This is a genomic window from Amycolatopsis xylanica (assembly GCF_900107045.1).
Lineage (GTDB): Bacteria > Actinomycetota > Actinomycetes > Mycobacteriales > Pseudonocardiaceae > Amycolatopsis > Amycolatopsis xylanica.
This window is the reverse complement of record NZ_FNON01000001.1, coordinates 79,346-103,985: the sequence shown is the minus strand read 5'-3', so window position 1 is coordinate 103,985 and position 24,640 is coordinate 79,346. Positions and strand designations below refer to the sequence as shown.

The window sequence follows — 24,640 nt, the reverse complement described above, 5'->3', positions numbered from 1 at the left end:
TAGGAGCAGCGGTGCGCGAACAGGCGCCACCGCCGCTTGTCATGCCCTCACCTAGTCCGTTCTCGCACGAAAGCCTTCGCCATGTCCAAAACCTTTGTCGTTTGTTCCGCCCTGTCCTTTTCCTGGCCCGACGGGACCCCGGTCTTCGAAGACCTGAGCTTCAGCGTGGGCACCGGCCGCACCGGCCTGGTCGCCCCCAACGGCGCGGGCAAGAGCACCCTGCTCAAGCTGATCGCGGGTGAGTACGAGCCGCTCGGCGGCAGTGTCACGGTCGACGGCGTGCTCGGCTACCTTCCCCAGAGCCTGCCGCTGGCGGGCGAGCCGACCGTCGCCGACGTGCTGGAGATCGCGCCGATCGTCCGCGCGCTCGCCGCCATCGAATCGGGCGACGCGAGCGAAGAGCACTTCACGACCGTCGGCGCCGACTGGGACATCGAGGAGCGCGCCCGCGCCGGGCTGGACCGGCTCGGGCTCGGCGACGTCGCGCTCGACCGGACGCTCGGCACGCTCAGCGGCGGCCAGATCGTTTCGCTCGGCTTGGCGGCCCAGCTGTTGAAGCAGCCCGACGTGCTGCTGCTCGACGAGCCGACGAACAACCTCGACCGCGACGCGCGGCGCAGGCTCTACGACGTGCTCGGCGACTGGAAGGGCTGCCTGCTGCTGGTCAGCCACGATCGGCAGCTGCTCGACCAGATGGACCGCATCGCCGAGCTCGACCATGGCCAGATTCGCTTCCACGGCGGCAACTTCTCGGACTACGAGGCCGCGAAACGCGCCGCGCGTGACGTCGCCGAGAAGAACCTGCGCAACGCCGAACAGGAGCTCAAGCGCGAGAAACGTGAGCTGCAGCAGGCCCGCGAACGCGCCGCGCGCCGCGCGAGCACCGGGGCACGCACCAACGCCGACATCCCGCGCATCATCCAGGGCGGCTTGAAGCGGAAAGCGGAGGCGTCGGCCGGCAAGGCGAACGACATGCACACCCAGCGCGCCGAAGCCGCCAGGGCCAAGGTCGACGAGGCGGGCCGGGCGCTGCGCGACGACCAGACGATCGCGCTTTCCTTGCCCGACACCACGGTTCCGGCCGGTCGCATGGTCTTCCACGGCGAGCGGCTCCGGGTCCGTGATCTGTTCACCGACCTCAACCTGGCGATCCGGGGCCCGGAACGCATCGCGCTCACCGGCGCGAACGGGGTCGGCAAGTCGACACTGCTGCAGGTGATCGGCGGCCTGCTCGAACCGGACAGCGGCCTGATGAACCGCGCCGACGGCCGGGTCGCGTACCTGTCGCAGCGGCTCGACCTGCTCGATCTCGACCGCACGACGCTGGAGAACTTGCGCTCGTTCGCGCCAGCGCTGCCCCCGTCGGACACGATGAACCTGTTGGCACGCTTCCTCTTTCGGGGCGAGCGCGCCAATCTGCCGGTCGGCGTGCTTTCCGGCGGCGAGCGCCTGCGCGCGACGCTGCTGTGTGTCCTGTGCGCCGAGCCGGCGCCGCACCTGCTGCTGCTGGACGAGCCGACGAACAACCTCGACCTCGCCAGCGTCGAACAGCTGACGAGCGCGCTCAACGCCTACCGCGGCGCGTTCATCGTGGTCAGCCACGACGACCGCTTCCTGGCCGAGATCGGCGTCCAGCGCGGCCTCGAACTGGCCGACGGCAAGCTGACCGAGCGCTAGGGGTCGGGATAAAGCGGGCTTTATCCCGGGTGCTTTCCCCGGGATAAAGCCCGCTTTATCCCGGGCTGCCTCAAAGCCGGTCGATGGTGAACGCCGTCAGGAAGCCGAGCACGGTGATCAGGCCGGTGAAGATCTGGGTGCGCTCGAAGGCTTCGGGGATCATCGTGTCCGCGATCATCGCCAGGATCGCGCCAGCCGCGATGGCCGTGATGACCGCGATCGTCGCGGGCGAAGCGCCGCGCAGCCCCAGATACCCGACCGTCGAAGCCAGGCCCGACGCGACCGCGATACCGATCCAGACCCCGAAGACATACCGCGCGCTCCGTCCGGCCTGCTTCATCCCGGCGGCGCTCGAAAGCCCTTCCGGCAGGTTCGAGATGAACACCGCCGCGAGCATCGCGACCCCGACGGTTCCGCCGTCCAGCAGCGAAACCCCCAGTACGACGGACTCCGGCACCCCGTCGAGCAGAGCGCCGATCGCGATCGCCGTCCCACTACCCGCCATATCGGCTTCGCGTGTCTGCTGATCGCCCGAGCGCTTGCGATCCTTCGCGCCTTTACGAGACAGCAGGGCGTCGGCAAGCACGTACGCGCCCGCTCCGCCTAAGAAACCCAGAGCGGTCGGGAGGAGGCCGCCGGTGCGCTCGGCCTCGTCCATCAACCCGAACGACAGCGCCGAGATGAGCACCCCGGCGCCGAACGCCATCACCGCGGCGACCAGCCAGCGGGGCACGCGGACGAACCAGGCGATGCCGGCGCCCGCGACCAGCGCGGCCCCGCCGACGAGGCCCCACCAGCCCGCTTCCAGCCACTTCGGCATCTCAGCCGCCGACGTGGATGCCGGGCCTGCGTGCCGGATCCGGTTCGCTGGTGCGGAGGATCTCGCGGACCACCGGCGGGGTGTCACCGCGGCCGAGGATCAGGTAGCGGAACAGGTGCCCGAGCGGGCTGCCCTCACTCCATTCGAAGTGGCACTGGGGTTTGACGCCGGTCGCGTCGCGCAGCGCGAGCAGGATCGCGGCGATCGCGTTGGGCGCCGCGGGGCTTTCGGCACGCAGGATGCGGAAGTCGCCGATCTCGACGCCGGTCACCCGCAGCACATCACTGAACTCCGACGGGTCGACCACGTCGATCTCGAGGAACAGGATGTCCGCCGCGTCGGACACCGGGTTCATGGCGCGCTGCTCGGCCTCCTTGGCGGTGTACTCGGCGACATCGCCCGCCTGGCGGCGGTTGGCGATGATCGTCAGCGCGCCGTCGTGCGCGATCGAGTCGGTGATGAACCGGCGCGCGGCCTCGTCGAACTCGATGTGCTCGACACGCAGCTCGGTCGTGCGCGTGACCCGGGAGATCAGCGAGATCACCACGATGCCGAGGATGAAGAACGCCGAGATGGTGATGCCGTCCGGCTTCTCGATCACGTTGGCCACCAGCGCGTAGACCAGGATCAGCGTCAGCACGCTGAAGCCGATCGACGCGCGGCGCTGCCGTGACCGCACGGCCGAGATGGTCACGGCGACCGAGCCGGACACCATCATCGCCAGGATCCCGGTGGCGTACGCGCCGGCCTGCGCGTCCACGTCGGCCTGGAAGATCAGCGTCAGCACGACACAGATCAGCGTGTACACGAGCACGACCGGCCGGACGGCGCGGCCCCATTCCGGCGCCATGCCGTAGGACGGCAGGTACCGGGGCACGATGTTGATCAGCCCGGCCATCGCCGACGCGCCTGCGAACCACAGGATCAGGATGCTGCTGATGTCGTACGCGGTGCCGAACCACTCGCCGAACAGCTGGTGCGCGACATAGGCGAGCGCGCGGCCGTTGGCCTCGCCGCCGGGCGCGAACTTCTCCTTCGGCACCAGCACGGTGGTGATGAAGCTGGTCGCCACCAGGTAGACCGACATGATCAGCGCGGCGGTGGTGAGCAGCCTGCGCGTGTTGCGGACGCGGTTCGCCATCCGCTCCTCGGGGCTCTTCCCGTCGGACGCGATCAGCGGCATCATGCTCACGCCGGTCTCGAATCCGGACAAACCGAGCACCAGCAACGGGAACGCGAGGATCGCCGGGCCGACCACTCCCCCGAACCCGCCGCCGCCCGAGGTCAGCGCGTCGAGCCACGACTGCAGCGCGCCGTCCTTGGCGAACACCTCGATCACACCGCCGACCGCGACCACCGCGTTGAGCACCAGGAACACCGCGACCAGCGGGATCGCCACGCCGACGGCCTCGCTGAAGCCCATCAGGAACACCCCGCCGAGTATCAGCAGCAGCACGATGGTGACGATCACCTCCTGCCCGTGCAGGAACCCGGGGATGTGCGGGTTCTCCAGCGCGTGCACCGACGCGTCGGCCGCGGACAGCGTGATCGTGATGATCCACGAGGTGGCGACGAACCCGAGCAGCACCAGCACGAAGATCTTGCCGCGCCAGAACGGCAGCAGGTCCTCGAGCATGGCGACCGAGCCTTGGCCGTGCGGGCTTTCCTTCGCGACGCGCCAGTACATCGGCAGCATGCCGAACAACGTCAGCGCGACGATCAGCAACGTCGCCAGCGGTGACAGCGCGCCGGCGGCCAGCGCGGCGATACCGGGCAGATAGGACAATGTGGAGAAGTAGTCGACGCCGGTCAGGCACATGACCTTCCACCAGGCCTCGGGCTTGCCGTGGCCTTCGTCGGTCCCCGCGCCGCCGACGGGCTGGACCCGGTGCTGCAGCAGCCAGCGCGCCAGCTTGCCCTGTGGTGCGTGCGGTGTGACGGGGCTGTCCACCCGCGCCGGGACCGCCAGTTCAGGTTGGGTGCTCATGCCGCCTCTTCCCCTCGATGATCGCGCACGGCGGTAAGCATGCCCGATCGCGCTCGCCGCGTCCGTCCGGGACGGGTCCCGGGCGCGGCACACTAGCGTCCCCCGTGCCATGACCACACCTGCTGACCTGGTTCTTCTCGGCGAGGGCCCCGCCGCGTCCGTCTACACCGGCGGCGACGGACTCGCCATCAAGGTGTTTCCCGGCTCGCTCGACCGGGAAACACGGGCCGCCTTCGACCACGAGCGCTCGAAACTGCGCCACGTGCCGTCGATACTGCACATAGAGGACATCCAGGAGTTACCGGATGGCCGCATCGCCCTGCTCATGGCGCGCTGCGCGCAGTCGCTCACCGGCCTGGTCGGCGAAGTAGGCGGGCTCTCGGCCGAAGACACGCTCGCGGTCGGCGGCGCCGTGACGACCGCGCTGGCCGCCGCGCACCGGGCCGGTGTCGTGCACGGCGGGCTGAGCCCGAACAACGTCCTGCTGCGCACCACCGGCGAGCCGGTGGTCGCCGACTTCGGGCTGGCGCTGCGGCACCGCTTCGCGGATTCCACTGTGGACTACGCGGCGCCCGAAACCTTGCGCACGGGCCTCAGGGACGAGCGGTCGGACCTCTACGGGCTCGGCGCCGTGCTCTACTTCGCGCTCACCGGCTCCTCGCCGTTCCCTGCCGTGATCGGTGAACGGCCGGGCGCCCGGATCCTGCGGGTGCTCGGCGAACCCGCGCCGCCGATCGAACGCCCGGACGTGCCCACCAAGCTGGTCACCTTCATCGACGGCCTGCTCGCGAAGGATCCGTCGCGCCGTCCCAGCATCAGCGAGGCCGCCGATCTGCTGGCGGGCGGCGAGGCCACCCTGGATCCCGCGCTACTGGGCGAACCGATCGTCGAGATCGGACCGTCCTCTGTGGATCCCCGGCGGCTGCGGGCTCGCCATGTCTCGGCGCTCGCGATCGCGGGCGGTGTCGCGGCGCTGGTGCTGGCCAGGTTGCTGCTGTTCGGCGACGCTCCCCCGCCGTCGCCCACGCCGCCGCCACCCACGACCAGCCCGCCCATCCTGCTGGAGCTGAACCCGCCGATCGACCACGACGACTTCGTCGAGCTGAGCTGGCGCGCGCCGGACGGCTTCTACTTCTCGGTGCTGATCGAGGGCGAGGACAAGCTGCGCATCGAGAAGGCGGACTTCAAGCGCTCACTGACCATTCCGGTCGAACCGGGCCGGAAGTACTGCTTCCAGCTCCAGGCCACCGACCCGACGGGCACGCTCACGAGCAAACCCCAGCCGCTGCGCGGAGCCGAGTGCCGCCCCTGAGGGTCGTGAGTGTTGCGGCCGGTTAGAACCGGCCATACCACTCACGACCCTCAGGGGCGGAGCAGGACTCGGGCGTCGACGGCGGCGCGCAGCCTGGCCCGGATCGGACGGCGTGACAGTCCTTTGCGGACGGTCCCGACCGCGGACCACGCCTCGTCCGCAAGCGCTTGCGTCGCCGGAATACCCGACCACAGCGCGGCATCGACGGTCACCGCCAGCGTGGCCAGGCCGTCTACTGTGGACGGATCGGTCAAAGAACCGGCGGAGCCCGCGAGGTCGCGGACGGTCATCCCGGCCGTGGTCGGCACGCCGTGCGCGCGCAGCCGGTCGCGTGCCTCCGCCCACGCGCCCAGCACGGCGGCCGCGCCGGTCCGGCGGCGGCGTCTGCCCGCGCGGAACGCGGTCGCCAGCGGGACGCCGAGCAGCCACACGAGCAGGAGCCCACCGAGCCCAGCGGCGCCTGCTGCGAGCGTCACCGGCCAGTTCCACGCGGCGTCGGGCAGCTCGTCCGCCGGTTCGCCGGGAGGCGCCACCGGGTCTTTGAGCTGGTCGGGCGGCGGCAGCTCGGTCCTGGCCGCCGCGGCCGCCGCCGCGAGACCGCCCGCGCCGCCGGACTGGGCGCTGCTGGTCGGGTCGAGCGGGACCCAGCCGACGCCACGCACCGCGACCTCCGGCCAGGCGAGGATGTCGCCGCCGCGCACCACGAACGTCCCGTCCGCCGAGGGCGACGCGGGCGCGCGATAGCCGACGACCAGCCTGGCCGGGATGCCCTTGATCCGCGCGAGCGCGACGTACGCGGCGGCGAACTGCTCGCTGGTGCCGCGCCGCTCGTCGAGCAGGAACCGCCGCAGCTGCGGCCAGCCGTGACCGGTCGGGAGGCCCGGCTCCTTCGCGACCTGGTAGTTCGTGCTGAGGAAGCGTTCCAGCGCCAGCGCGGCCTGGAACGACGGCCGCACTCCGCCGACCGCGCGCTCCGCCAGGTCCGCGATGCCGGGCGGCACTTCGCCGACCGAGCCGAGACCGCCGGGCGCGCCGGGGTCGATGGGCTGGTCGATGAGCGACGAGGCTTCCGGCTCGCGCCAGGTGATCGTGTACTCCGCGCGGCCGGGCACGGGGTTCACGAGCGAGCCGCGGTCCTCGTCGACCAGCGGCTCGACGCCGGTGACCGTTGCGGGCCAGGCCTGGCTCGGCAGCCAGGGCCCGGTCTGGCCGTCGACCTTGACCGTCGCGGTGCGCGCGGTCGTCGGCACGCTGACGTGCGGCGTCAGCTCGGTGCCCAGCCGCCTCAGGACGCCGCCGGACGACCAGTTGACGCCATCGAACCGGTCCAGCACGGCCAAGGACCAGCGGTTGACGCGCGTGCCGGCCCGGTAGCTGAACACCGGGACCGCCGGATTCGCCAGCCTGGCGGCGATCCCGGACAGCGGGCCGGTCACCGGCGTCGTGTCCACTGGCGCCGTCTCACGCAGCGAGTACGCCTGTCTGCCGGCCGGATCGGCGACGGCCACCGCGACGGCGCCCAGCACGCACAGCGCCACGGCGGGCAGCACCATCCGCCTGCCCGTCCAGCTCAGCATGCCCGCCAGCACGGCGAACCACAGCGCGGCCGCCACCGCCACAGGGCCGGTCAGCGCGCTGTACGCCTGGCTCAACCCGGCGACGGCCAGGCTCGGCAGCAACGCGACCAGCGGCGCGCGCACCCAGTGCAGCAGCTCGACGCCGAGCACGCAGGCGAGCAGCACCGCCAGCGGCACGAAGACCATCAGGTCCGGCCGCATCGGCCAGGTCGACTGCAACGTCAGCTGCCACGACCGCGTCACGCCGTCGGCGAGCGCGCGCAGCGTCGAACCCGTCGGCAGGCCGGCGAGCGTCGTGCGCGCCAGCGCCGTTTCGATCACCGCGAGCAGGCCACCCGCCAGCACCAGCACCGGCCGCCACACCGTGAGCGCGGGCACCCGCCTGCTCAGCTCGACCGCACCGAAGGCCGCCAAGACGACCGCGGCCACCGGCAGTATCAGCGCGGCGATCCCGAAAACCGGGCCGAACAGCAGCCCGGCGCCCGCGGCGGCGGCGAGCACGCACGCCACCCTCACGCGATCGCGTTCCACCGCCGCACCGCCTCCCCCGCGTCGGCCGCGCTGATCGCGCGCGCACCCGGCACCCCGTCGACGCCGTGCACGCCGAGTCCTTGCATGCCCAGGCCGTGCGTGCCGACACCGAGCAGGACCATCGACGCGAACCTCGGCCGCAGCGCGGCGAGTTCACGCAGATCCGGCGCACGCAGCCGTCCGGTGACGACGACCAGGCAGCCACCCTCCGACCCCGACTTGGGCAGCGCCAGCACGCCCGGCGCCTGCTGGACCTCGCACAGCACGTCGAGCAGCTGCCGCGCCGCGTGCGCGCCGCCGGAAGTCGGCAGATCACGCCCGGCCGAGGTGAGCATCCGGCAGCGATGACCGGCCATTGTGGACGCTGTGACCAGCGAGGCCGCCACCTCGACGGCTTCCTCGAATTCCTTGTCCGACAACACTTTCGGCCGGGTGTCCAGCATCAGGGTGAACCGCGGCTGCTCCGGATCGACGTAGTCGCGGACCATGAGCTGACCCGTCCGAGCGGTCGCCTTCCAATGCAGCTGCCGCACCTCGTCGCCGAGCACGTACGGCCGCACGTCCCGCAGATCGGCCGATCCGCGCAGCGCGTCGTCCGTGGTGTGGCCCTCGTGATGGTGTCGCGGATGGCCGCCCGACCAGGCGCGCGCGGCCCGTGCTTTCGGGCGCACCCAGAGCGTCGCCGTGTCACCGGCCGGGAGCGGACGCCGGAGCAGGCCGAACGGGTCGGAGCGTTCGAGCACGAGCGGGCCGACGGTCAGCTTGCCGCGCGCGCTGGTGGGCAGCTCGTAGTGGTACGGCGCCTCTTCCCCCGGCGAGAGCGGGCGGACGGCGACCGTCACGGACTCGCCGCGCTCGACCCGTTCGCGCGCGGTGAAGCCGGGTTGCCGCCGGTCGCCGTTGTTGCTCACGAGCAGCCGGGCCAGCGCGGGCGTGCCCCGCTCGACGTGATCGGGTTCGAGCTCACGCCGGACCGTCACGTCCGGCCGCCGGACCGTGGTGAGCACGGCCGCGAGCACCGCGCCGAGCGCGATGCCCGCCAGCGCGCGGAAAAACGGGTAGCCCGCCCATTCCCCGATGCCGTAGGCGAGCGGGATGGCGGCGGCCACCGCCCAGCCCCGCCGGGTGAGCCTCATGAGGGTGGCCAGGTGTAGTGGTTCGACTCGACCCCGTCCGCGATCACCCAGACATCCCGGTTCGGCGTGCCCATCGAGAAGTCGTCGACGGTCAAGGTCCCGTCAGGCCCGACGGTGAACGTCTTGCTGCCGTGCGTGCCCTGGTCCGAGGTCATCGCGGTGATCGTGATCTTGCCGGGGGTGAACCCCTTGAGGACGATGTGCATGAAGGCACAGACCGGCGGGTCGCATTTGTCGGCCGTGGTGTCCTTGCCGCGCGAGACCACCGCCGAGCGCTTGACGTCGGGCTCGTCGCCCTTGCTCTTCGTCACGGTCGCGGCAGGCCCGACACCGTTCGAGTTCTCGGCCGTCACGGTCACCTTCAGCGGGCTCTCGATGCCGACGTCGGTGATGGTGGTCGTCCGCGTGCCGCCGGGCAGGTCGCGGCTCTGGGCGCCCTGGCCGTCGGGCCGATTCCACTCGACGTGATAGGCGGTGACCGGCGAGCCGTTGGCCGCGGCGGCGGTCCAGCTGACCTTCGCGTCGGCGTCGCCGGTCTTGATCGCGATCTTAAGCCCGCCGGGCTTACCGGGCGGCTTGGCCACGATTCTCGGTGTCACGGCAGGGGAACCGGCCCCGGTGCCGGTGCCCGCGCGGTTGATCGCTTCGACCGTGAACACGTACGAGGTCCCGTTCTCGAGTCCGGTGATCGTGGCGCTCCGGGCACCGCCGCCGACTGTCTTCGTGCCGCCGGGCCAGCTCACGCGGTAGCCCGTGATGGGCGCGCCGTTGGGATTGGCCGCCGACCACTTGACCGTCGCCGAGCCGTCGCCCGCGGTCGCGGTGACCCTGCCCGGCGCACCCGGCGGGCTGGCCGGTGCGACCGGCGCCACGGGCGGCTTACGGACGTCTTTCGGCTTCGGCTCAGGCCCTGGATCGGGCTTGACCGGATCAGGTTTGGCCGGGTCAGGCTGCGGGACCGGCTCCGGGTTCTTGCCGACGCCGGTGGCTTGCACCGGGCTGACCGCACCGTCGGCGTCCACCACCAGGACATGGTCGCCGCCTGCACTGTCCACATAGACCCGGCCGTCCTCCCCCTTGATCAGCGGGACGGGCGCCTCGCCGCCGGGAATCGGCCGATCTTCGCGCATGATGCCATCGACGCCGTAGGTGACCAGTGCCTTCTTGTCCTTGTCCACCAAGGCGACCACCGAACCGGACGACGCGATCCCGGCGTAGTTCCCGTCGAGTTCGAACGATTTCCCGCCGGTCTTGTCCATCAGGTACAGGCGCTTGCCACGCTGGTCGAGCGCCGCGATCTTGCCGCCCACATCGGTCGACGCGATCAGCACGTCACTGGGCAGGTCGACGCCGAGCGGCACCGGATCACCAAGGCCACCAGGCGTGATCTCCCGCAGCGCGTCGGCCGTGGTGTCCACAAAGGAGGGACGATCGTTCGCGACGGTGAGCGCGCCGGAGTGTCCACTGGGGACCGCGACGGGACACGCGACCCGGTCGGCGCCCTTGGGCAGCTCACACAGCGCGCCCCGGTCGATCCGGTGCAGCCACAGCGAACCTTCGCGGGTGACCACCGGAACGCCGAGTTTGCCGTCACCCGGGACCGTGACGGGTGGTTTTCCCAGCCTGGTCACGGTTCCGGCCTGCCGGAAGACCAGATACGGCCCGCCGGTCACCTCGAGCGCGACGGGCCGTTCGGTCAGCGGCTTGGTCTCACCCGGCGTGAGCGAAGACTTCTCGAACTCCGTAATCTTCGAGCTGCCGACCACGTAGCCGCCGGTGTCGCCCTGGACGACCTGGCTGCCTCGGTCGGCGTCGGGTATCGGCGCGGCGGCGTCCACGTATTTGCTGGCGCCGTCCACATGGAACACCAGACCGGCCGCGGCGTTCAGCACCCAATGCCCGTCTTGCCCGAACTCCAAGCCGGACAACGGTTTCGTCGCACCCGTGAGCGCCACGGTCAACACGGCGGCGCAGGCGAGAACGATCAACGCACCGGGGGTCTTCGCCGCGCGGCGCCCCCTTCCACCTCGGCTCACCCGCCAGAGCGTACGAACGCCGATCCATTCTCGATACATTCACGGCTTGGCGGGCAGCGCCAGCTCGAAGATCGCGCCGCCGTCCTGGGCGTTGAACACCCGCAAGGTCCCGCCGTGCGCCAGCGCCACCCACCGCACGATGCCGAGGCCGAGTCCCGAGGAGCCGCCGCCGCTGGCGAACGGCTCGAACATCTTCGCGGTGATCTCGGGATCGACGCCGGGCCCATCGTCGGCGACCAGCACCCTGCCGTCGGCGAGCACACTGACCCGAACGTCACTTTCGGCGTGGCGGATCGCGTTGACCAGCAGGTTCCGGATGGCGCGGCGCAGCAGCACCGGGTCGGCGTCGACCTTCGCCGCCTGGGTCGTGACCGTCACCTCCATGCCGTCGGCCGGGGTGTCCTCGACCATGCCCTCCACCAGCTGGTCGAGCCAGACCGGTTCGAGCGTGAGCTTTTCCGCGCCGGACGCGACCCTGGCGCGCAGCAGCGAGCCGTCGATGATGCCGCCCATCTCGCTCGCGAGCTTGACCGCGCGGGGCAGCAGTTCGGGCCGCAGATCCGGGTGCCGCTGCGCGGTTTCGGCGAGCACACGGAGTTTCGCGACCGGCGCGCGCAGATCGTGCGCGACCTCCCCGAGCATCAGTTCCTGCTCGCGCAACGCGCTGGTGGCCGGTCGCATCGCGCGGCCTGCCAGCACGTGCCCGGCCAGCCCGAGCCCGCCGATGAGCACCGCGCAGCCGCCGCACACCTGCAGCAGCATCCGGTTGTGTCTGCCCGCTTCGGGTTCGGCGTCCGCGATCGCGACCACGGCGCCGACATACTCACCTGAGCGCACTCGGAACGGCTCCGCCATGACGCGGATTTCCTTGCCGTCCACCGTTTTCCGATAGTCCGCCACCTGTGCGTGCTTCCTGACGGCCTCGGCCGCGAGCGCGCGTGGCAGCGCGTCGTCGACCGGCACGCAGCGGCGTTCGCTCGTGTAGTGGCTGAACCGCGCGGGGTCCAGCGGGACGACCTCGAACTGCGGGCAGCGGTTGTTGAGCGGATCGTTGGCCTCGTACCGGCCGTCCGCCTCGATCAGCCGCAGGATGGTCGAGCTGATCCGGCTCAGCTCCGCGTCGAGCCGCTGCCTGCCGTCGGCGGCGTCCGCGTCGATCAGCAGCCAGGCGAACACCACCAGGCCGAGCGCGTTCATCGCGGTGAAGAGCACGGTGAGCACCCGCCGGAGCCCGCGCAGCCGGTCCGAGGTCGATCCGAGCAGACCCATCCGGGGACCCCTCCCAGCTCTGGTGGCTTCCAATCCTCTGGTAGCCGGAGTTACGCGGAGGTGTGTGGTGCGGTTCGGAGTGCTCGGCAGGTTCGAGGCCTATGACCGGAACGGAGCGGCGGCCGTGGCCGGCGCCAGGAAGCCGACGATCCTGCTCACCGCGTTGCTTCTGCACCCTAACGCCTGGATCGGCGTGAATCAGCTGGTCGACGTCATCTGGCAGGAACAGGACACGCCCGCGTCGGCCGAACAGAACCTCAAGACCTACATCTGGCAGCTGCGCCGCACGCTGACCGGGCTGCACGGCGGGCACCGCATCGAGAGCAGGCCCGGCGCGTACCGCATCCGCGTGGAATCGGGCGATCTCGACATCGGCGTCGCGGAGAACCTGGAGACCGCGGCCGATCACGCCAGGGTCGACGGTGACGCGGCGGGCGCGGTCACCTGCCTCACCGAGGCGCTGCTGCTGTGGCGCGGCGAGCCGTACGAAGGTCTTCCCGACGAGTTGACCGCCTCAGCCGTCTCGCGGGCCGACCAGCTTCGGCGGCGGCTGCGCGAGAAGCTGGCCGACGGTTACGCCTGCCAGGGCCGCTATGACGTCGCCGCCCGCCTACTACAGGTGTTGACCGAGGAAGACCCGCTGCACGAAGGTTCTTGGGCACGGCTGGTCCGCGCTTTGCACCGGTCCGGCCAACGCTCGGAGGCGCTCGCCGCGTACCAGCGCGCGAGAGCCGTGCTGAGCGCGGAACTCGGCGTCGAGCCGGGGCCTGAGCTGGTCGCCGCGCACCGGAGCGCGCTCGATACTGGTCTCACCCGCCGCGACCTGCCTCGGACGGTGGCCGACTTCCTCGGCCGCGAGCCCGAGCTGAACCGGATCCGCGCCGTGCTGGGCGGCAAGACCACCGCGGTGCCCGTGCTCGTGCTCGACGGCATGCCCGGCGCTGGCAAGACCGCGCTCGCCGTGCACGCGGCCCACGAGGTCGCGGACGCCTACCCGGACGGTCAGCTGTTCGTCGACCTGCACGCCGGCCTGCCGCCGTCGACCGTGCTGGCCAGGCTGCTGCGCGCGGCGGGCGCGCCGGTGCCCACCGACCCCGACGAACGCGAAGCCGTGTGGCGTGGCGAGCTCGCCGGACGCCGCCTGCTGCTGGTGCTCGACGACGCGGCCGACGCCGCGCAGGTGCGCCCGCTGCTCCCGGGCACTCCGGGCTGCGCGGTCGTGATCACGACCAGGAACCGCGGTCTGTGGCTGGCCGGAGCGACCGCGCTGACCACGGAACCGCTTCCCGTGCACTACGCGCGGCAGCTGTTCCCGGGCGCGCCGGGCGAGGTCTTCACGCATTGCGGCGGCCTGCCCGCGGCGATCAGGGCGGTGTCGGCCATGCTGCGCAACCGTCCACTCTGGACGATCGACGCCCTCACCGCCGAACTCGCCACGCTGTTCGAGCCCGCGTTCCGCGCGCTTTCGGCCATTGAGTCGCGCGTACTGGCGCTCGGCACGTCGCACATCCAGGTCGACGCGGCCGTCACCGCCGAGCTGACCGACCTGGAAGTCCCTGTGGCACAAGAAGTCCTGGACTCGCTGTTCGGCCGCCACCTGATGACCCAGCCGTCGCCGGGCCGGTACAGCTGGCACATCGTGGTCCGTGATCAGGTCAAGCGCCAAGCCCTGATCGGAGCGGCCCGATGACGGTACTCGCGCCGAGCTTTCTTTCTTCGGTGACCACGGAAGTCATCGCGATGGCGACCGAGCGCGCGGCGCCCCGCACCCTCGCGACGCTGGCGGACAACCTCCGGCACGGGGTGACGTACCGGATACTGGTGCCGGACCGGGTCCGGTTCACGACCGGCGTGAACGCCCGGCTGAGCATGCTTTCGCTGGCGGGCGCGTCCGTCCGGACCCTGCCCGCGGTCCCGGCCGACACCATGGTCCTGGACGGGTGCATCGCGGTCGTCCCCGGTTCGCCGTCGGGGTTCGCGGTGCTCGACCTCCCGGACATCACCGCGACGGCGCTCGCGCTGTTCGCCCGCATCTGGCACACCGCGGCCCCGTTCCCCTCGGCCCCGCCGACCGAGCTGAGCACCCGCGAACGCGAGCTGCTGCACCTGCTCTCGGCGGGTTGCACCGACGAAGCGGCCGCGGCCCGCCTGGAGGTTTCGGTGCGCACGATCCGCCGCACGGTCGCGGACATCATGTCCCGCCTCGGCGCCCGCAGCCGGTTCCAGGCGGGCGCCAAGGCGGCGGACCGCGGCTGGCTGGTGGACCGCTGATGCGCGTGCTGATCACCGAAGACGACTCCGACATCCGCCTCACGGTCCAGCTGGCTTTACGCGCCGCGGGCCTGGCCGTCGACGCCGTGTCCGACCTTCCCGCCGCCGATGAGGCGTTGTACGTGAACACGTATGACTGCGCGATCTTCGACCGCATGCTGCCCGCCGGCGACGCGCTGAGTTACGTGTCCTCGAAGCGCGCCACCGGCTGGGCGGTCCCGGTCCTGTTCCTCACCGCCCGCGACGATCCCGCGGACATCGTCACGGGCCTGCGCGCGGGCGACGACTATCTGGTGAAACCCTTCGCGGTGGCGGAGCTGGTCGTCCGCGTGCGCAGCCTGTGCCGCCGCACCCCGCTCGGCGGCGCCGCGGTGCTCCGCTGCGGCGACCTCACCCTCGACACCGGCCGCCGCGAGGCCCGGCGCGCGGGCGTCCTGCTGACCTTGACGCCCACCGAGTTCGCGGTGCTGGAACGGCTGATGTCGAGTCCGGGACGCGTGGTGTCGCAGCCGGACCTCCTGCGCAGCGGCTGGGACGAGATGCTTGACCCAGCCTCGAACGTGCTGCAGGTCCTGATGGCCCAGCTGCGCCGGAAACTCCGCGAACCGGCGGTGATCCAGACCGTCCGCGGCCTCGGCTACCGCCTGGAGCCAAAGGGCTCGTGAGTGTTTTGGCCGGTTAGAACCGGCCGCATCACTCACGACCCCTTTCTGCGCTAGCCCCGGCTGACGGTGACCGAGGACGTGGCCGAGCCGTCCGCGCTGGTCTGGGTGATCGTCCGGGTCTGCCCGGGCTTCACCTGCGACGAGTCGAGTGAGACGTGCACCTTTCCGCCGGGGTGCGCGATCGGCCTCGGCAAGACGCGCGGCTTCGGCGGTTTACTGGACGGAGGCTTCGTACCGGACGTCAGCTTCGCCAGCTCGGCGCGTGCCTTCGCGGCTTCGCTCCTCGCTTTGCGCAGATCGGTCTTGGCCTGCTTGACTTTCGCGTCCGCGGCCGCGACCCGCTTCGCGGCCTTGTCGACGGCGCTGTCGTGAATCTGCGTCACGACCGGGGCCATGCGCTTGAGCGGCGTCACGGAAGCCTTGCGCACCACAGGCTTCTGCACCTTCGCGGGCTTCTTGATCGGCACCGGCTTCGCAGCAGGCGCGACCGGCACCCCGTTCACTGGCGCGACGGCCTGCGGAGCCGCTGCCGGGGCCTGGGCCGGAGCGGATGACTTGGCCGAGGCGGCATCGGCCAATGCGGTGGGCGCCTTCACCACGGCCGGTTCGCCGTCGCCGCCGAAGATCGCCACGGCGGCCACCCCGGCGCCCGCCGTGACCATGGTGGCCACGCCGTATTTCGAGAATCGCTTGAGGTCCATGGCGAGCACGATCCCGAAGGCCGGTTCACTGGCGATTCAGTGTCATCGAATCCTCATGTACGCGGAGAACAGTGAGCGGCATGCACTTCCACGTTCTGGGCCCGCTCGAAGCACGCTCCGCCGAGGGCGCCGCCGTGACACTCAAGCCGGGCAAACCGACCAAGCTGCTCGCCGCGCTGCTGCTGCACCGGGGCACCTGGGTGAGCATGGACCGGCTGATCGACCTGATCTGGCCGGACCAGGCCGTTCCGCCGTCGGCGGCGGGCAACGTGAAGTCCTATGTGTGCGGACTGCGCCGCGCGCTGCCCGAGTCGCGGATCGACAGTCGCGAGGGCGCGTACCGGGTCCGTGTCGAACCCGGCGAGGTCGACGCCGATCTGGTGACCACCCGGGCAGCCGAGGCCAGGCGCGCACTCGCGGATGGGGACGCGAAAGCCGCGGCCGGGCTGATCAGCACGACACTCGAACTGTGGCGTGGCACGCCGTTCGAAGATCTCACGGCGGACGACAACGCACCCGAGGTCGCCAGGCTCGACGAGGTGCGCTGGGAGCTGCGCGAGCTGCTGGCGGCCGCCTACCGCGAACTCGGGCGGTCCGCCGACGCAATCGGCCTGCTGCGGGCCATGACCTGCGACGACCCGTTGCGCGAAGACGTGTGGACGCGGCTGGTCTCGCTACTGCACGAGGTCGGGCGGCGCGGGGAGGCGATCGCGACGTTCCGGCGGGCGCGGTCGGCGATCGTGCGTGATCTCGGGGTCGAACCGGGCGCCGAACTCCTTGGCGCACATCGGATGGCGCTCGGCGTCTAGGGCGTGCGGGAATGGCCGTGACGTACAGTCGCGGTCAGGGCGAAGCGCCAGGCCGAAGTTTCTGGTGTGAGGGAGGGGCCAGGATGTTCGGTCGGAAGAAGAAGCGCGACGGTCTGAACGAGCTGGACGATCTGATGGAGCGGCTCAGGCCCGATCTGAGCCGGGAATCGCTCGGCGTCGGGCCCGGCTTCCCTGGCGTCGCCCCGAACCCGCTCATGAGCGGTGCCGCACGGAATCGCCAAGCGGAACTGCGTACCGGGGCGCTCGCGCTCGGCGTTCTCGTCGACTGGCGGGAAGTCAACAGCAATCCACGCGTGATCCTGATGTTCGATGTGGAGACCGCCGACGGGGCCTTGTTCCGCGGTATCGCGGACGAAGACCTCACGATCACCGAGCTCACCCGGCTCGCCCCAGGACAGACGTTGCCCGTGCGCTACCGGCCCGCCGTCATGGACCACTACGTCGCCCTCGCCAGGGACGCGGACCCCGCCTGCGTGCGGCGGCTCGCCGACGAGATCGCGAGCCGCAAGCGGGCCTGACGCGACGCACCGGCGCCGTGGTCAGCTCAGCTGGTCGAGCAGCATCAGGTCGGGCGGCACGATCGTCGTCGACAACACCAGCTCGCGCAGCAGATTGTCGTTGAGCGTGTTGCCGACGGGCTCGCCGACCTCCTCGCGGCGCAGGCCGAAGACCCCGCCGTCGGACAGGCGTTTGCGGACCGCCGCGACCATGTGCTCGACGCGCTTGACGCCCCAGCCCGCGTCCGGCTGCAGCTCGGCGAGGATCTCGGCGGCCTGCTGGCGCGCGACCGGCTGCGGCTGGGCCTCGTGGAGCAGGTACCGCTGCCCCAGCACGACCATGAGCAGCCGCTCCTCCTCGGTGAGCCGCCAGCGGCGCGGGGGCTGGGTCACCGCCTCGTGCCTGGTCGGCGGGCGGGCGCCGTCGACACCGGCGACGTAGAGCTCCAGCAGATGCTCGCGGCGCGGCGAGCTGCGCACGAACAGCGGCGTGTAGCCGTCGGGCAGCGGCACCGGGTCCTCGCTGCTGGACAGCCAGCGGCTCGACGGCAGGCGCAGGGGCAGCTGGCCGGTGTTGGTGACCCACCACTGCCCGTACTGGCGGGTCAGCAGGCCGTGCCGCCTGCTGACCCGCAGGTCGTTCTCGCCGACGCAGATGTCGACCTCCGGCCGGTTGCGGCCGAAGGTGATCGTCCGGCCCTCGACCGGCGCCACCGTCAGCCCGCCGGTCAGCGACAACGCCGAGACGGAACCGGGGTCCGCGCTCACGCCGAGCGCGAGGCTGTCATGGGACGTGGTGAGCCGAATGCCTGCCATGGCGGCCTCCTTTGAATCTGGTGTCTGGCAGTCTGCCAACGCCGGGTGGGGACCCCTCCCAATTCACCCGATCCGGAAGGTGAACTCCAGCGCTCGCCAGTCACCGTCGAGCGCCCGCCCATCGGGTGTGGGCCCGGTCCGCTCGGCGAACTCGGCGATCAGCTCCTCCTTGACGCCGAACACCGTGTCGCTGTCGAGGTACTTCCCGCCGCGCACGAACAGCTGGGTGATCAGCCGCGGATGCCCGTCCGCCTGGATCAGGAAGTGCAGGTGCGGCGCGCGGAACGGGTGCCTGCCGGTCGCGGCCAGCAGCTCGCCGACCGGCCCGTCGCCGGGCACGGGGTACTCGTGCGGCAGGATGGACCAGAACCGCAGCCGCCCGTCGCCGTCGGTGTGGAACCTGGCGCGCAGCACCGGCCCGTCCAGCTCGGGCAGCTGGACGTCGTAGAAACCGTCCTCATTGGATTGCCAGACGTCCACGACGGCGCCGGCGAGCGGCTTCCCGCCGGTGTCGGTCACCCGGACGTCGACCCAGAGCGGCGTGCCGGGCAGGCCGTCGGCGATGTCGTCGCCGTGCGCACGCGGCGGCGGGCCCTCGACGTAGAACGGGCCGAGCACGGCCGACGGGGTCGTGTCCGGGCTGCGCGAGTTCGTCAGCAGATCGACCATGCTCGACACGCCGAGCACATCCGAGAGCAGCACGAACTCCTGCCGCTTGTCGTCGGTCAGGTGTCCGGCGCGGGTGAGGAAGTCGATGGCCCGCGCCCATTCGCCCTCGGTGACGTCATGCTTGGTCACGTAGTCGTGCAGCGTCCGCACCAGCCCGGTGAGCAGCTCGCGCGTGCGCGGATCCGGGGTACCGTCGAAACTGGCGACGACCTGCTCGGTCAGCCAGGTGGTGGGTTCCATCACTCCAGATTGCACCCTCGCCGGGTGATCATCCACCCGCGCCCGATTTCGGCGATTCGCCAGCGGCCGGGGTGGTTCGTGCGCTTTGCTGTCGCTGTGCAGAGAACCGTCGCCACCATCCTGGTGCTGCTGGGCGCCGCCGCGGCACTCACCGGCTGCTCCAGCAACGAGAGCAAATTCGTCAGCGAGCTGAAGGCCGCGGGTTTCCCGAACCCGACCGGCGCGCACACCGAGACCGAGAAGAAGACCAAGAAGGTCGGCGGCCGGACGATCAAGTCGTCCGAGAAGACCCTCGAGGCCATGGTCCGCCTCAACGGCTGCGACCTCGAGTTCGCGAAGTCCGTCGGCAAGCCCGGCTACTGGCTCGACGAGCTCCACGTCAACGGCCAGGAGCCCGACTGGCCCGGCTACCCCGAGAACCTTCGCCGCGACCAGGTCGTCGCGCTGCTGGCGAGCTCGTCGGCCAAGCCAGCGGGATTCTCTGACTGCTATCGCCCCGGCCAGCCCTAAAGGGTCGTAAGCGTTGCCGCAGGCTCTGCTGGGGTGGGCGGCCGAATCGGCGTGGTTGGTGTGGCTTGGTGAGGGCCTCCCTCACTATTGAGGGGAAGGGTAAAGGTGGCGTGCGTTCGCGGCTGTCTGAATCGACGTTGTGGCGTTTGGGCAGCCAGATGGCCCAAACGCCACATCGTCGCGCCCCGCAGCCGCGAACTCCCGCTGGTCAGCGGGGACGTGAGCGAGGGGATCCCCTGCTGCGTTCAATGCAGCGGGGGATCCCCTCGCTCCAGCGTGAAAGGCCTTGCGCGAGTGGTAACTCTGCTCCGCTAGACGCAGCAGAGTTACCACTCGCGCCGACACAACCCTGATCCGAGCTTGGTCACGCAGCAAGGGGACCCTTGAGTGCTTACTACGCACTCAAGGGCGAGTCCCTAGTAGCGCTCGGCGTAGTGAGTAGGTGGTTCGCCGAACATTTCCTTGAAGTCGCGGGCGAAATGCGCCTGGTCGGCGTACCCGAGTTCGACGGCGAGCGCGGCCCAGTCGATCACGGCGCCGCGCGCGAGCCGCTCGGTGACCTCGTGCAGGCGGTACCGGCGGATCACCCACTTCGGGCCGATCCCGACGTACTCGGCGAACAGGCGCTGCAGCCCGCGAACGCTGGTCCCCCACTGCTTCGCGAGCAGGTCGACCCTGGCGATCTCGGGCCGCGCCGCGATGAACGCGACGATCTCGGCGGCTTCGTCGGCCTTGGGGTCGGGCTCCGGCAGGCGCTCGCGCAGGAACCGTTCGACGGATTCGACGCTGATTTCGGTTGGCACGTCACCGAAAACCTCGCGCGCGTCGAGTTCGCGATCCATGATGGTCGACACCGGCGCGCCGAGGTACGGGCGGAAGCCACCCGGGCGGAACTCCACCCCGAACACGCCGCCGCGACCTTCGAGCACCTTGATCCGGTGCCCGCCGCACACCCCGTTCACCACGGCGGCGCCATCGCGGAACGTCAGGTGCACCTTGGGATAGGGCACGACCAGCTGCCGGTACGGCTCGTCGTAGTCCCAGGTCACCACCCAGAATTTGGCCACGAATCTGGCGAGATCCGGCGACGGGCTCGGGAACTCGTGGCGCTGGAACTTCGTCCAGGCTCCGTTGAGTCCTCGGGCGTCCCTGATCACGCCACGCATTCTAGGCCGCTCGATCGGGTGTATCCCGCGAAAGATCATTTTGGCTGGCGTGCCGGCCGGGTATTCCCAGCTCACAGGAGTTCCGAAGCCACAAAGGAGCGTCAGCCATGAAAAGAGCAGCCATCCTCGCCGCGGCCGTCGCCGCCGCGGGTGTCCTGACCGCCGCGCCCGCCTCCGCGGACCCGGTTCCGGGCCAGCCAGGGTACGTCTTCGCAGGTTGCGTCCTCACACTCGGTGGGATTTCGATCTGCGCCGAGACCGATCTGGAGCACGCCAACCACATCTGCGCGCTGACCCCGTTCGGGTTGCTCAACCTCTACGGGTGCATGCCGTTCAACAAGCCCTGATCGAGCCATCCAGAAGACCGGGCCGCGTGCCGATGGGGCGGAGGAAGGTTTTCCGCCCCGGCAACGGGGCTCGTTGAAGGAGGAAGTTCTGCGCGCCAGGTCGCTCGTTTCCGCTGTCTCACTCGTCTGCGTCACCGCGGGCGCCACGCCCGCGTTCGCGGTGGCGCACGGGTCCGATGTGCCACCGGGACAGTTCGGGTTCGCCGCGAAGCTGACCATGACCGGCATTCCGCGTCCCAACGGCACCACGTACTCCAGTGCCTGCTCCGGGTCGCTCGTGTCGCCGCAGTGGGTGCTGACGTCCAGCCACTGTTTCCATGACATCAAAGGAAATCCCGTCTCCGGTCCCTCCCCCTATCCGACCACGGTCACGGTCGGCCGCACCGACGAGGCCGACGCCGCCGCGGGCGCGACCCGCCAGGTCGTCCGGGTCGTCCAGGCCACTGGCAGCCCGGCGGCGCTCGTCCAGCTCGACGCGCCCGTCACCGGCGTGACCCCGCTGGTCGTGCGGCGAACCGTGCCGGCATTGCACGAAAAGCTCACCCTCGCCGGGTGGGGCAGCACGGAAAAGGACGCGAAGGCCTCGACGAAACTGCAGCAGGGCACCGTCGAGGTGGGCACGATCGGCGAGAAGACGCTCGGCGTGCGCGGGGTGGCGCCGTCGACGATGACCAGCGCCTGCCGCTATGACTCGGGCGCCCCGTACTTCGTCGGGCAGGAGCTGGTGTCGATCGAAAGCAGCGGCCCGGACTGCCCGCACGACAAGCTCGAAACCACCGTCCGCGCCGACGTGCTGGCCGACTGGATCGGCTCGCAGACGACCCAGCCGTAGGGCTCGTGAGTGTTTTGGCCGGTTCTAGCGGACGGGTACTTGGCTACCTACCGCCCGAGTTCTCGCGCGAGTGGAAGGTTTGCTCCGTTGGGTGCAGAAATTCTTCCACTCGCGTGGCTCGTCCACCGTGGCACGTGACAAGGGGGACCCTTGTCACGCCCTGGGTGACAAGGGCCGCCCTTATCACCCAGACCACGGCCGGGTGAGCGGGAAATAGGCGTTCAACGCCTTAACCAGCACACATAAGCCACTTTCGTTCCCCTGAGCGTGACAAACGCCCCGTCCGTGCGCGCCAGCCAAGGCCACGTCACGGGTAGGTCATCGAATACCGGCTCGCCCTAACCGGCCAAAACACTCACGACGACCCCACAACGAGGGCGCGCTGCTTTTTGTCGGCGCGTTCCGAGCGCGGCAGTTGAGCGCAGGCGACCTCCCGGACCAGCGGATGCTCGAACACGTACCCGCCGCCCGAGCGGCGCAGGAAACCCAGGCGCTCCAGCTGTGTCATCGCGCCGGCGACCTCGGCCTCGTCACGGCGCCCGACAGACGCCACGGCCTGCGCCGAGAACGGCTCCGGCAAGACCGAAGCGTCCAGCAGCACCGTCTTTTCGGTCGACGACAGCATGTCCACCTGCGACGCGAGAACGCTGTGGACGCCCGCGGGCACTGGGAAGTCGTCGCGGCGGGGGAACTCGGCCAGCATCTTCGCGTACTCGGCGGCGAATAGCGGGATGCCGCCCGCGCGGCCTGCCAGCGCGTCGCACAGCTCGGGCAGTCCGGCGCGGTCCGCTCCCTCGCGGGAGGCGAGGTCGAGCAGGATCTCGGCCGTCGCGTGCTCGCTGAGCGGATCGAGTGTGGTCATGGTCGTGTGGCGACGGCCGCCGCCCCAGGCAGGACGGCGCTGCAGCAGCTCGGGGCGGGCGGTCGCGATCACGAGCAGTGGCACCGAGGGCAGCCGGTCGGTCAGCGTTTCGACGGCGGCGAGCAGCACGTCGTCGGCCCAGTGCAGGTCCTCCAGCACCACCACGATCGGGCCGTCGGTCGCGGTCGCTTCGACGAAGCGGCACCAGGCGGCGAGGTCCGCGTCCGGCTCGCCGATCATGGCCGTGAGCGGCAGGTACGGGGACTCCGTGGCGAACGGCGAGGTGAATCCCGTCAGGCAGGCGACGGCTTCGCGGTTCGCGCAGACCTGACGGCCGAACTCGGCGACGAGCCTGCTCTTGCCGATGCCCGGCCTGCCCAGGACCGTGAGCAGATGCGGGCGCCGCAGGTCGCGGACCTGCCCCAGCAGGCTCCGCATCAGCTGCAGCTCGTGGACCCGGCCGACCAGCGTCCCCGCACCGGCTCCCCGGGTTTCGGCTGGCGAAACGGCCAGCGCGCCGTCGAAGACGATCTGCCCTTCCGCCGCGCGGCGGGTGGCTTCGCAGGCGACGATCGAGCCCGGGGCGCCCAACAGCAACAGGGCCGTGTCCACCACCGCGCCGGTGACGACCGGCGGCGCGGCCGCGTCGTCGCGCTGGAACCGGGTCAGCGCGCCGCCGGTGGACACCGCCATCCTGACTTCGGCGCCGTCGAGCCGGTCGCGGATCGCGAGCGCGGCCCGCACGGCGCGTTCGGCGTCGTTCTCGTGGTTGCGGGGAACGCCGAACAGTGCGAGGAACATCGAGCCGATGGTGCCGCCCCCGACTCCCCCGAACCGGCGCACTTCCTCGCCCACCACCGCGGCGATCCCCGGCAGCGCGTCGTTCACGTCCTCGGGATCGGTGTCGGCGGGCGCGCCGACATGCACCAGCAGCACGCTGACCTGCTTGCGTTCCAGGCTGACGTCCGGCGACGGCGCGACCGCCACCGGCTGCGGGTGCGCCGTGAGCGCCAGATCCTGGCTGACGATCATGCTCTGCAGTTTGCGCAGTTCACGGCCCGGCTCGATGCCCAGGTCGTGGACCAGCAGCGCCTGGGTCCGCTGGTAGACGTCGAGCGCCTCGGCCTGGCGGCCCGCCCGGTAGAGCGCCACCATCAGCTGCCCGCACAGCCGTTCGCGACGCGGCTCGCGCACGGCGAACTCGGCGAGTTCGGCCAGCACCTCGTGATGCCTGCCGCAGGCGAGCTCCGCCTCGAAACAATCTTCGACCGCGCCCAGTTTGGCGATCTCCAGCGCGCTGAGCTCTGACCAGTTCAGCCCGGTTTCGACCAGATCCGACAGCGCGGGACCACGCCACAACGCCAGCGCCGCACGCAACGCGGTGGCCGCCTGCTGCGCCGAGCCCGCTGCCAGGTCCCCGCGCGCCTGATCGACGAGCCGCTGGAATCGGTGCAGGTCAAGGGACTCCGGCTCCAGGCGCAGCAGATAACCCGGTGCGTGGGTGAGCAGCACCGGCGCCTCGCTCGACGCTGTCGCGAGCATCCGGCGCAGCGCCGAAACCGCGTTCTGCACCATCTTGCGCGCCGACGGCGGCACGTCGGCGCCCCACAGCGCCTTGACCACGTGGCTCATCGGCACCACTTTGTTGGCGTGCAGCAGCAGGTAGCCGAGCACAGCGCGCTGCTTCACGCCGCTCAGCTCGACGATCTCGGTCTCATCGACGATCTCGAGCGCGCCGAGAACCTTGAATTCCACGTAACCCCACCCTCGCCACCGGATTTCCCACATGGTCACACGGGGACCACTGCCCGGGAACTGCGGAACTCCACAGGGGCGCGTGATATATGACATACTTCATCTGATGTATGTGACGGTAGGTACGAGGAAAT

Annotated in this window: 21 protein-coding genes; 10 read left to right on the top strand and 11 right to left on the bottom strand. The window is 70.6% G+C overall.

Annotated features, from left to right (window positions below):
• Positions 1-81: 81 nt before the first annotated feature.
• A complete protein-coding gene (locus BLV57_RS00440; RefSeq protein WP_091285144.1) occupies positions 82-1,677 on the top strand; it encodes an ABC-F family ATP-binding cassette domain-containing protein in 1,596 nt (531 codons plus the stop codon).
• 70 nt (positions 1,678-1,747) lie between these two features.
• On the opposite strand, the gene BLV57_RS00435 is transcribed toward BLV57_RS00440, so the two are convergent.
• The gene (locus BLV57_RS00435; RefSeq protein ID WP_091285141.1) at positions 1,748-2,497 is read right to left on the bottom strand and encodes a ZIP family metal transporter; all 750 of its coding nucleotides are present in this window, start codon (positions 2,495-2,497) and stop codon (positions 1,748-1,750) included.
• A gap of 1 nt (position 2,498) precedes the next feature.
• Positions 2,499-4,484: an APC family permease gene (locus tag BLV57_RS00430; protein WP_091285139.1), complete on the bottom strand. Its 1,986-nt coding sequence runs from the start codon at positions 4,482-4,484 to the stop codon at positions 2,499-2,501.
• A gap of 109 nt (positions 4,485-4,593) precedes the next feature.
• On the opposite strand from BLV57_RS00430, the gene BLV57_RS00425 reads away from it, so the two are divergent.
• Positions 4,594-5,796 carry a serine/threonine-protein kinase gene (locus BLV57_RS00425; RefSeq protein WP_091285136.1) on the top strand — a complete coding sequence of 401 codons (1,203 nt, stop codon included), beginning with the start codon at positions 4,594-4,596 and terminating at the stop codon, positions 5,794-5,796.
• 50 nt (positions 5,797-5,846) lie between these two features.
• Here BLV57_RS00425 and BLV57_RS00420 read toward each other — a convergent pair whose 3' ends face one another.
• Genes BLV57_RS00420 through BLV57_RS00405 form a run of 4 tightly spaced genes read right to left on the bottom strand, consistent with a single transcriptional unit; the run spans position 5,847 to position 12,345 of the window.
• Positions 5,847-7,904 carry a transglutaminase TgpA family protein gene (locus BLV57_RS00420; RefSeq protein ID WP_091285132.1) on the bottom strand — a complete coding sequence of 686 codons (2,058 nt, stop codon included), beginning with the start codon at positions 7,902-7,904 and terminating at the stop codon, positions 5,847-5,849.
• Entirely contained in the window at positions 7,886-9,040 is a 1,155-nt protein-coding gene (locus tag BLV57_RS00415; protein WP_091285126.1) for a DUF58 domain-containing protein, read from the bottom strand. The genes BLV57_RS00420 and BLV57_RS00415 overlap by 19 nt, the downstream gene beginning before the upstream one ends.
• Entirely contained in the window at positions 9,037-11,076 is a 2,040-nt protein-coding gene (locus tag BLV57_RS00410; RefSeq protein WP_176968451.1) for a fibronectin type III domain-containing protein, read from the bottom strand. The genes BLV57_RS00415 and BLV57_RS00410 overlap by 4 nt, the downstream gene beginning before the upstream one ends.
• A 39-nt stretch (positions 11,077-11,115) precedes the next feature.
• Positions 11,116-12,345 (bottom strand): sensor histidine kinase, encoded by a 1,230-nt coding sequence (locus BLV57_RS00405; RefSeq protein WP_091287781.1) that lies wholly within the window; start codon positions 12,343-12,345, stop codon positions 11,116-11,118.
• 67 nt (positions 12,346-12,412) lie between these two features.
• Between BLV57_RS00405 and BLV57_RS00400 the strand changes: the two genes are divergently transcribed.
• The 3 genes from BLV57_RS00400 to BLV57_RS00390 are packed head-to-tail and all read left to right on the top strand — an operon-like array spanning position 12,413 to position 15,281.
• The gene (locus BLV57_RS00400; protein WP_176968450.1) at positions 12,413-14,035 is read left to right on the top strand and encodes an AfsR/SARP family transcriptional regulator; all 1,623 of its coding nucleotides are present in this window, start codon (positions 12,413-12,415) and stop codon (positions 14,033-14,035) included.
• A gap of 29 nt (positions 14,036-14,064) precedes the next feature.
• Positions 14,065-14,616: a helix-turn-helix transcriptional regulator gene (locus BLV57_RS00395; protein ID WP_143046935.1), complete on the top strand. Its 552-nt coding sequence runs from the start codon at positions 14,065-14,067 to the stop codon at positions 14,614-14,616.
• On the top strand, positions 14,616-15,281 hold the full coding sequence (locus BLV57_RS00390) for a response regulator transcription factor (RefSeq protein ID WP_091285111.1): 666 nt from the start codon (positions 14,616-14,618) through the stop codon (positions 15,279-15,281). Before BLV57_RS00395 ends, BLV57_RS00390 begins: the two co-directional genes overlap by 1 nt.
• A gap of 50 nt (positions 15,282-15,331) precedes the next feature.
• Here the strand turns inward: BLV57_RS00390 and BLV57_RS00385 are convergent, their stop codons facing one another.
• Complete coding sequence (locus tag BLV57_RS00385; RefSeq protein WP_091285110.1) at positions 15,332-15,982, bottom strand: hypothetical protein; 651 nt, start codon at positions 15,980-15,982, stop codon at positions 15,332-15,334.
• Positions 15,983-16,062: 80 nt separating this feature from the next.
• On the opposite strand from BLV57_RS00385, the gene BLV57_RS00380 reads away from it, so the two are divergent.
• Together BLV57_RS00380 and BLV57_RS00375 are read left to right on the top strand one after the other, a co-directional pair.
• Positions 16,063-16,791, top strand: a complete 729-nt coding sequence (locus tag BLV57_RS00380) for an AfsR/SARP family transcriptional regulator (protein ID WP_143046934.1) — start codon at positions 16,063-16,065, stop codon at positions 16,789-16,791.
• Positions 16,792-16,874: 83 nt separating this feature from the next.
• Entirely contained in the window at positions 16,875-17,330 is a 456-nt protein-coding gene (locus BLV57_RS00375) for a hypothetical protein (RefSeq protein WP_091285106.1), read from the top strand.
• 21 nt (positions 17,331-17,351) lie between these two features.
• Here BLV57_RS00375 and BLV57_RS00370 read toward each other — a convergent pair whose 3' ends face one another.
• Complete coding sequence (locus BLV57_RS00370; protein ID WP_091285103.1) at positions 17,352-18,125, bottom strand: FHA domain-containing protein; 774 nt, start codon at positions 18,123-18,125, stop codon at positions 17,352-17,354.
• Positions 18,126-18,188: 63 nt separating this feature from the next.
• Positions 18,189-19,034 (bottom strand): dioxygenase family protein, encoded by an 846-nt coding sequence (locus tag BLV57_RS00365; protein ID WP_091285101.1) that lies wholly within the window; start codon positions 19,032-19,034, stop codon positions 18,189-18,191.
• Between the two features lie 96 nt (positions 19,035-19,130).
• Here BLV57_RS00365 and BLV57_RS00360 point away from each other — a divergent pair, with 96 nt between their 5' ends.
• A complete protein-coding gene (locus BLV57_RS00360) occupies positions 19,131-19,544 on the top strand; it encodes a hypothetical protein (RefSeq protein ID WP_091285099.1) in 414 nt (137 codons plus the stop codon).
• A gap of 416 nt (positions 19,545-19,960) precedes the next feature.
• Here BLV57_RS00360 and BLV57_RS00355 read toward each other — a convergent pair whose 3' ends face one another.
• The gene (locus tag BLV57_RS00355; RefSeq protein ID WP_176968449.1) at positions 19,961-20,710 is read right to left on the bottom strand and encodes an AraC family transcriptional regulator; all 750 of its coding nucleotides are present in this window, start codon (positions 20,708-20,710) and stop codon (positions 19,961-19,963) included.
• Positions 20,711-20,817: 107 nt separating this feature from the next.
• Between BLV57_RS00355 and BLV57_RS00350 the strand changes: the two genes are divergently transcribed.
• Both BLV57_RS00350 and BLV57_RS00345 read left to right on the top strand, forming a co-directional pair.
• Positions 20,818-21,057, top strand: coding sequence for a hypothetical protein (locus tag BLV57_RS00350; protein WP_091285096.1), 240 nt, complete (start codon positions 20,818-20,820; stop codon positions 21,055-21,057).
• An 88-nt stretch (positions 21,058-21,145) separates the two neighbouring features.
• Positions 21,146-21,889, top strand: a complete 744-nt coding sequence (locus BLV57_RS00345) for a trypsin-like serine protease (RefSeq protein ID WP_091287779.1) — start codon at positions 21,146-21,148, stop codon at positions 21,887-21,889.
• A 355-nt stretch (positions 21,890-22,244) separates the two neighbouring features.
• Here the strand turns inward: BLV57_RS00345 and BLV57_RS00340 are convergent, their stop codons facing one another.
• Positions 22,245-24,506 (bottom strand): ATP-binding protein, encoded by a 2,262-nt coding sequence (locus BLV57_RS00340; RefSeq protein WP_176968448.1) that lies wholly within the window; start codon positions 24,504-24,506, stop codon positions 22,245-22,247.
• Between the last annotated feature and the right edge of the window lie 134 nt (positions 24,507-24,640).